At 67.4% G+C, this 6,610-nt stretch carries 5 protein-coding genes; 1 reads left to right on the forward strand and 4 read right to left on the reverse strand.

The genetic code is table 11. The annotated features are described in order from the left end of the window. Positions 1 to 81: 81 nt before the first annotated feature. The 4 genes from ABDW21_RS00550 to clpX form a co-directional block, all read right to left on the reverse strand. Positions 82 to 1,173 carry a 2-oxoacid:ferredoxin oxidoreductase subunit beta gene (locus ABDW21_RS00550; protein WP_343600997.1) on the reverse strand — a complete coding sequence of 364 codons (1,092 nt, stop codon included), beginning with the start codon at positions 1,171 to 1,173 and terminating at the stop codon, positions 82 to 84. 48 nt (positions 1,174 to 1,221) lie between these two features. Beyond that, positions 1,222 to 3,180 (reverse strand): 2-oxoacid:acceptor oxidoreductase subunit alpha, encoded by a 1,959-nt coding sequence (locus ABDW21_RS00555; RefSeq protein ID WP_343600998.1) that lies wholly within the window; start codon positions 3,178 to 3,180, stop codon positions 1,222 to 1,224. Between the two features lie 251 nt (positions 3,181 to 3,431). Further along, complete coding sequence (locus ABDW21_RS00560; RefSeq protein ID WP_343601009.1) at positions 3,432 to 4,655, reverse strand: MFS transporter; 1,224 nt, start codon at positions 4,653 to 4,655, stop codon at positions 3,432 to 3,434. Between the two features lie 63 nt (positions 4,656 to 4,718). Next, the gene (gene clpX, locus ABDW21_RS00565; protein ID WP_343600999.1) at positions 4,719 to 5,999 is read right to left on the reverse strand and encodes an ATP-dependent Clp protease ATP-binding subunit ClpX; all 1,281 of its coding nucleotides are present in this window, start codon (positions 5,997 to 5,999) and stop codon (positions 4,719 to 4,721) included. A gap of 269 nt (positions 6,000 to 6,268) precedes the next feature. On the opposite strand from clpX, the gene ABDW21_RS00570 reads away from it, so the two are divergent. Next, positions 6,269 to 6,610 (forward strand): homocysteine S-methyltransferase family protein (locus tag ABDW21_RS00570; RefSeq protein ID WP_343709937.1); only part of this gene is annotated, 342 nt, incomplete at its 3' end.

Genomic DNA, 6,610 nt, shown 5'->3' on the forward strand with positions numbered 1-6,610 from the left:
AGCACCACTCCCGCCAGAGGCGGCCCAGCCGGCGCCGACACCACGTCAGTCCACGGTCCTGGCTCAGTCCACGGTCCTGGCTCAGTCCACGGTCCAGGTGTCGCGTCCGCGCACCAACGCTTGCAGCGCCGCACCGTCGAACGGCGTGGACTCCCGGGCGAATCGAACCTGCGCCCGCGCCTCGTCGTCGTAGGTGGGACGGCTGACCTGCCGGAAGACGCCCATCACGGTGTGCTCGAGGTTTTGGTCGGACAGCCGGGACAGTGCGAACGCGTACGCGGAGTCGGCGGCGTGCGCGTCGTGGACGACGACCTCCTCGGCGTCGACGTCAGCACTCTTGGCCACCTCAAGGCCGAAACCCGAACGCACCACGCAGTATTCGCCGTTGGCTCCGAAGATGACCGGCTCACCGTGGCGGACGTTGATCACCCGATCCTCGGCGCCCTCCTTGCGCAGCGCGTCGAACGAGCCGTCGTTGAAGATCGGGCAGTCCTGCAGTATCTCGACCAGAGCCGACCCGCGATGCGCGGCGGCGGCCCGCAACACCTCCGACAGGCCCGCGCGGTCGGAGTCCAGTGCCCGCCCGACGAAGCTGGCCTCCGCACCCAGGGCCAGCGACACCGGGTTGAACGGGTGGTCCAGTGACCCCATGGGCGTGGACTTGGTGACCTTGCCGACCTCGGAGGTGGGCGAGTACTGGCCTTTGGTCAGGCCGTAGATCCGGTTGTTGAAGAGCAGGATCGTCAGGTTCACGTTGCGGCGCAGCGCGTGGATCAGATGGTTGCCGCCGATCGACAACGCGTCGCCGTCACCGGTGACAACCCACACCGACAAATCCTCGCGAGCCAGCGCCAAGCCGGTCGCGATGGCCGGTGCGCGGCCGTGGATCGAGTGCAGACCGTAGGTCTGCAGGTAATAGGGAAAACGGCTGGAGCAGCCGATGCCGCTGACGAAGACGATGTTCTCACGGCGCAACCCCAGCTCGGGCAGAAAGTTGCGCATGGTGTTGAGGATGACGTAGTCGCCGCAACCGGGGCACCAGCGCACCTCCTGGTCGCTGGCGAAGTCCTTGGCCTTCTGCGGCTGGTCGGTGGTGGGCACCCCGCTGTGCTTGGACAGCACGCTCGTCACACCGAGTTCTGCGCCGGCCAGATCGCCGATCGCGTCAGTCATGAGCGCTGCTCCTTCTCGTGGCTTCGCGCCGCATCGTCGCCGCCGCGGTCATACATCAATTCCTACTCCAACAACGGCCACTGCGAACTCGGCGGCCATGGTTTTGTCCTGCTCGATGTCGGCCAGTGTCCCGCCCAGCGCGGCGCGGATAACGCGCCCCACCTCGTCGGCCAGGAATGAGACACCCGCAACCTTGGTCACCGATTGAACGTCTACCAGGTACTTGCCCCGCAGCAGCAGCGCCAGCTGGCCCAGGTTCATCTCCGGCGCCACCACCTTCGGGTAGTGGCGCAACACGTCACCCAGGTTGGCCGGAAACGGGTTGAGGTGACGCAGATGGGCATGCGCGACCTTGGCGCCCTTGCGGCGGGCACGCCGACACGCCTCGCCGATGGGACCGTAGGTGCTGCCCCACCCGACCAGCAGCAGCTCGGCGTCACCGGTCGGGTCGTCGACCTGCAGGTCCGGTACCCGGATCCCGTCGATTTTGGCCCGGCGCAACCGCACCATCAGGTCGTGGTTGGCCGGCTCGTAGGAGATTTCCCCGGACCCGTTGGCGGCCTCCAGGCCACCGATGCGGTGTTCCAGGCCGGGTGTGCCCGGAACGCCGAGCTGGCGGGCGAGGGTCTGCGGGTCGCGGGCGTACGGCTGGAATGGTTGCCCCGCCTTCGCGTGGGTGGGCGTGATGGGCTCCATCGCACCGACGTCCGGGACCCGCCACGGCTCCGAACCGTTGGCGATCGAGCCGTCGGAGAGCACGACCACCGGTGTGTTGTAGGTCAGCGCGATGCGCGCGGCCTCGATGACGGTCTCGAAGCAGTCCGACGGCGACCGTGGCGCCAGCACCGCGACCGGCGACTCGCCGTTGCGGCCGTACAGCGCCTGCAGCAGGTCGGCCTGCTCGGTTTTGGTGGGCAGACCCGTGGACGGTCCGCCCCGCTGTACGTCGATGACCAGCAACGGCAACTCGGTCATCACCCCGAGGCCGAGCGCCTCGGACTTCAGCGACAAGCCCGGGCCCGAAGTGCTGGTGACACCCAGCGCCCCGCCGTAGGAAGCGCCCAGCGCGGCGCAGATGCCGCCGATCTCGTCTTCGGCCTGGAAGGTGATGACATTGAACTTCTTGTGCTTGGACAGCTCGTGCAAGATGTCCGAGGCGGGGGTGATCGGGTAGCTGCCCAGCACCACCGGGATGCCGGCGAGATGACCGGCGGTGACGATGCCGTAGGCCAGCGCGGTGTTGCCGGAGATCTGCCGATATTCGCCCGCGGGCAGCGTCGCCGCGGACACGTCGTAGCTGGTGGCGAAGGCCTCGGTGGTCTCGCCGTAGTTCCAGCCCGCCTTCAGCGCGAGCACGTTGGCCTCGGCGATGTCGGGTTTACGGGCAAACTTCTCCCGGATGAACCGCTCGCTGGTTTCGATCGGCCGGCCGTACATCCACGACACCAGACCCAGCGCGAACATGTTCTTGGCGCGCTGACCGTCCTTCTTCGACGCGCCGACCGCCTCCACCGCCCCCAGCGTCAGCGTGGTCATCGCGACCGGCTGCACGACGTAGTCGGAGAGCTCGCCCGATTCCAGCGGGTTGGCCTGGTAGCCGACTTTGGCCAGGTTGCGCGTGGTGAACTCGTCGGAGTTGGCGATCACCAGACCGCCGCGGGGCAGGTCGATGATGTTCGCCTTCAGCGCGGCCGGATTCATCGCGACCAGCACGTCGGGGCGGTCGCCGGCGGTGAGGATGTCGTAGTCGGCGATCTGGATCTGAAACGACGAGACGCCCGGCAGTGTGCCGGCCGGCGCGCGGATCTCTGCCGGGTAGTTGGGCTGGGTGGCCAGGTCGTTGCCGAACAGCGCCGCCTCCGAGGTGAAGCGATCCCCGGTGAGCTGCATGCCGTCGCCGGAGTCGCCGGCGAACCGGATGACGACCTGCTCCAACTTCTGCCGCGCGGGAGCCGGCGTGCCTGCTGCGTGAGATTCTGACCTGGCTCCGTTGTCGCTCGGACCCACGTCCCCGCCTTCCGTCGCTGTTCACCCCAGGGGCACCCTGGTGGCCGCTGGCGGTAACCCTTCGGAGTGGACCCTCGGCCAAGTTTCATGGCACTGGCGGTACCGATTATTGCACTGCTATTAAGGATTCGTTGCCGCCGACGCACCCGGACGCACACCAGTAATCCGGCCAAAAACCGAGGTCAACGCTGCGGCGCCGACGCCCGCACGGGGCAAGTGTGGTGTTCGTCACTTGGGCTGACGGCCGAGGTTCACCACGGCACGCGCGTGTCGGGACGTACCGCTGGGGCCGTCTCCGGCATCGCGAACAGGTACAGCGCGAAACCGGCGGCCGCAAGGCAACCCAGTGACATGAATGCCGCGGTGTAGCCGGCGGTGACCACGACCCAGCCGGCGACGACGTGCGACAGCGCGGCGCCGACGGCGGTCGCGGTGGCGACGGCCCCCAGGCTGACGTTGTAGCGGCCGGTGCCGTGGGTGACGTCCTGAACGACCAGCGGAAACAGTGCCCCGAAGATGCCCGTCCCCACCCCTTCGAGCAGCTGCACGCCGACCAGCCAGTAGGGGTTGTCCGACAGGGTGTAGAGGAAACCGCGGGCGGTCAGCACCGCGAACCCGAACAGGAAGATCGGTTTGCGCCCCCAGCTGTCGGCCTTGGTCCCGGCCAGGTAGGCCACCGGCACCATGACGACCTGCGCGGCGACGATGCAGACAGCCATCAGCGTCGTCCCGAGGTGCTTGTTGTGCAACGCCAGCACCTGTCCGACCATCGGCAGCATGCCGGCGTTGGCCACATGAAGCACAACGGCCACCCCGGCGAAAACCATCAACCGCCGGTTGTGCAACAGCGCCGCGAATCGCGACGCCCGGGGGTGCGGCTCGCCGGGGGCATGGTCCATCCCGCGGGCGACGTCGTGGTCGATGGCGTTGCGGGGGATCCGCAGTGCTGCCGCCACGCTGACCGCCGCCATGGCGGCCAGCACCCAGAACACCACCACCGGGCCGAAGAGGTACGCGAGTCCTCCGGTGGCGGCGGCGGCCAACCCGTTACCGGCGTGGTTGAACGCTTGGTTGCGCCCGATCCGCCGGGAAAACCACCGCGGCCCGACCACCCCCAACGTGATCGCTGCCAGCACCGGAGCAAACACCGAACCGGCGATCCCGGTCACCACCTGCAGCAGCGCAATCGCAAAAAACCCCGGGAACAGCGGGACCGCGAAAGCCGCGGCGGTAACAGCCAGCGCACCGGCGACGATGAGTGCCCGCTTCGCCGTCGTGCGGTCGATCAGGGCACCGATCGGCGTCTGTACGACGATCCTGGCCAGGCCGCCGGCCGCCATGACGAACCCAATGGAGGCTTGGTCCCAGTGGTGCGTCAGCAGAAGGTATATCGAGAGGTAGGGGCCCAAGCCGGCATGGACATCGGCCAGCGTGAAGTTCAGCAAGTCTAGCGCGTGCGCTGTTCGCCTCGACAGCGGCCCGGCGGTTCTGGGGTCAGCGGGCACAACGCTGCCGCGGACTGCTGCCACCGCCGGGGACTACGCAGTCTTGTCGCGGCGCTCCGCGCGCGACGCCTTACGCGGCACGATCGTCGGCAGCACGTTGTCCTGCACGGTCTCCTTGGTGACGACGACCTTGGCAACGTCGTCGCGGCTGGGGATGTCATACATGACCGGCAGCAGCACTTCTTCCATGATCGCGCGCAGGCCGCGGGCTCCGGTGCCGCGGTGAATGGCCTGCTCGGCGATGGCCTCGAGCGAATCCTGCGAGAACTCCAGCTCGACGCCGTCCATCTCGAACAGCCGGGTGTACTGCTTGACCAAGGCGTTCTTGGGCTCAGACAGAATTTTGACCAGGGAGTCCATGTCCAGGTTGGTCACCGAGGCGACCACCGGCAGCCGGCCGATGAACTCCGGGATCAGTCCGTACTTGATCAGGTCCTCGGGCATCACCTCGACGAAGTGGTCGGTGGTGTCGATCTCCGCCTTGGAGCGGACCTCGGCTCCGAAACCCAAGCCACGTTTCCCGACCCGGTCGGAGACGATCTTCTCCAGCCCGGCGAACGCACCGGCCACGATGAACAGCACGTTGGTGGTGTCGATCTGGATGAACTCCTGGTGCGGGTGTTTGCGGCCGCCCTGCGGAGGCACCGAAGCCTGGGTGCCCTCCAGAATCTTCAGCAGCGCCTGCTGGACGCCCTCCCCGGAGACGTCGCGGGTGATCGACGGGTTCTCGCTCTTGCGCGCGATCTTGTCGACCTCGTCGATGTAGATGATGCCCGTCTCGGCGCGTTTGACGTCGTAGTCGGCGGCCTGGATGAGCTTGAGCAGGATGTTCTCGACGTCTTCACCGACGTAACCCGCCTCGGTGAGCGCGGTGGCGTCGGCGATGGCGAACGGCACGTTGAGCATCTTGGCCAGCGTCTGGGCCAGGTAGGTCTTGCCGCACCCGGTGGGCCCCAGCATCAAGATGTTGGATTTCGTCAGCTCGACGGGCTCGGCGCGCGAATCCCTATTCTTCTCCCCGGCCTGGATCCGCTTGTAGTGGTTGTACACCGCGACAGCCAGGGTCCGCTTCGCGTTGTCCTGGCCGATGACGTAGCCCTCCAGGAACTTCCGGATCTCGGCGGGTTTGGGCAGTTCGTCAAGCTTGACGTCGTCGGATTCGACGAGTTCCTCTTCGATGATCTCGTTGCACAGGTCGATGCACTCGTCGCAGATGTATACACCGGGGCCCGCGATGAGCTTCTTGACCTGCTTTTGGCTCTTCCCGCAGAAGGAGCACTTCAGGAGGTCACCGCCGTCTCCGATGCGCGCCATGGTGCTTCAGGCCCTCCTTCCCGTTCGCCGTTCGGGTCGTGTATTCCGGGTGAGTTCCGACGCTACCCGCTTGTTCCGGCGCCACGCGACCGTTGGGGCCGAATCGCGCCGGTGATATTCGTGCCTGCCTGCCTGTCCCAAGAACATATAGCCTGAAGGCGCTTCCGGCTTGCCGTAACGCGACGCTGTGTCCCTGGCGTGTCGCGGCCGTTACGCGACCGAGAGGAACGCCCGCGCGGCGACCCTACAGTGGACCGGTGGGCTTCGCCATTCCCGACGATACCGTGTTGATCGGCGATGGCGGCCTGGCCACCGAACTCCAGGCCCGGGGGCACGACCTGTCCGGGGGGCGGTCCGGCGCATTGTGGTCGGCCCGGCTGCTGGTGGATGCGCCGCAGGAGATCATCGCGGTGCACCGCGACTTCTTCCGCGCCGGGGCGACGATCGCCACCACGGCGAGTTACCAGGCGTCGTTCGAGGGCTTCGCCGCCCGCGGCATCGGCGCAGCGGACGCCGCCCGGCTGCTGCGTCGCAGTGTTGCGCTCGCCGCGACCGCGCGACAGCAGGTGGGTGCCGAGTGTCCCGCGGGCGATCGCAAGCGCGGCGAAGCC

The organism is Mycobacterium sp., assembly GCF_039583805.1.
Classification (GTDB): Bacteria; Actinomycetota; Actinomycetes; order Mycobacteriales; family Mycobacteriaceae; genus Mycobacterium.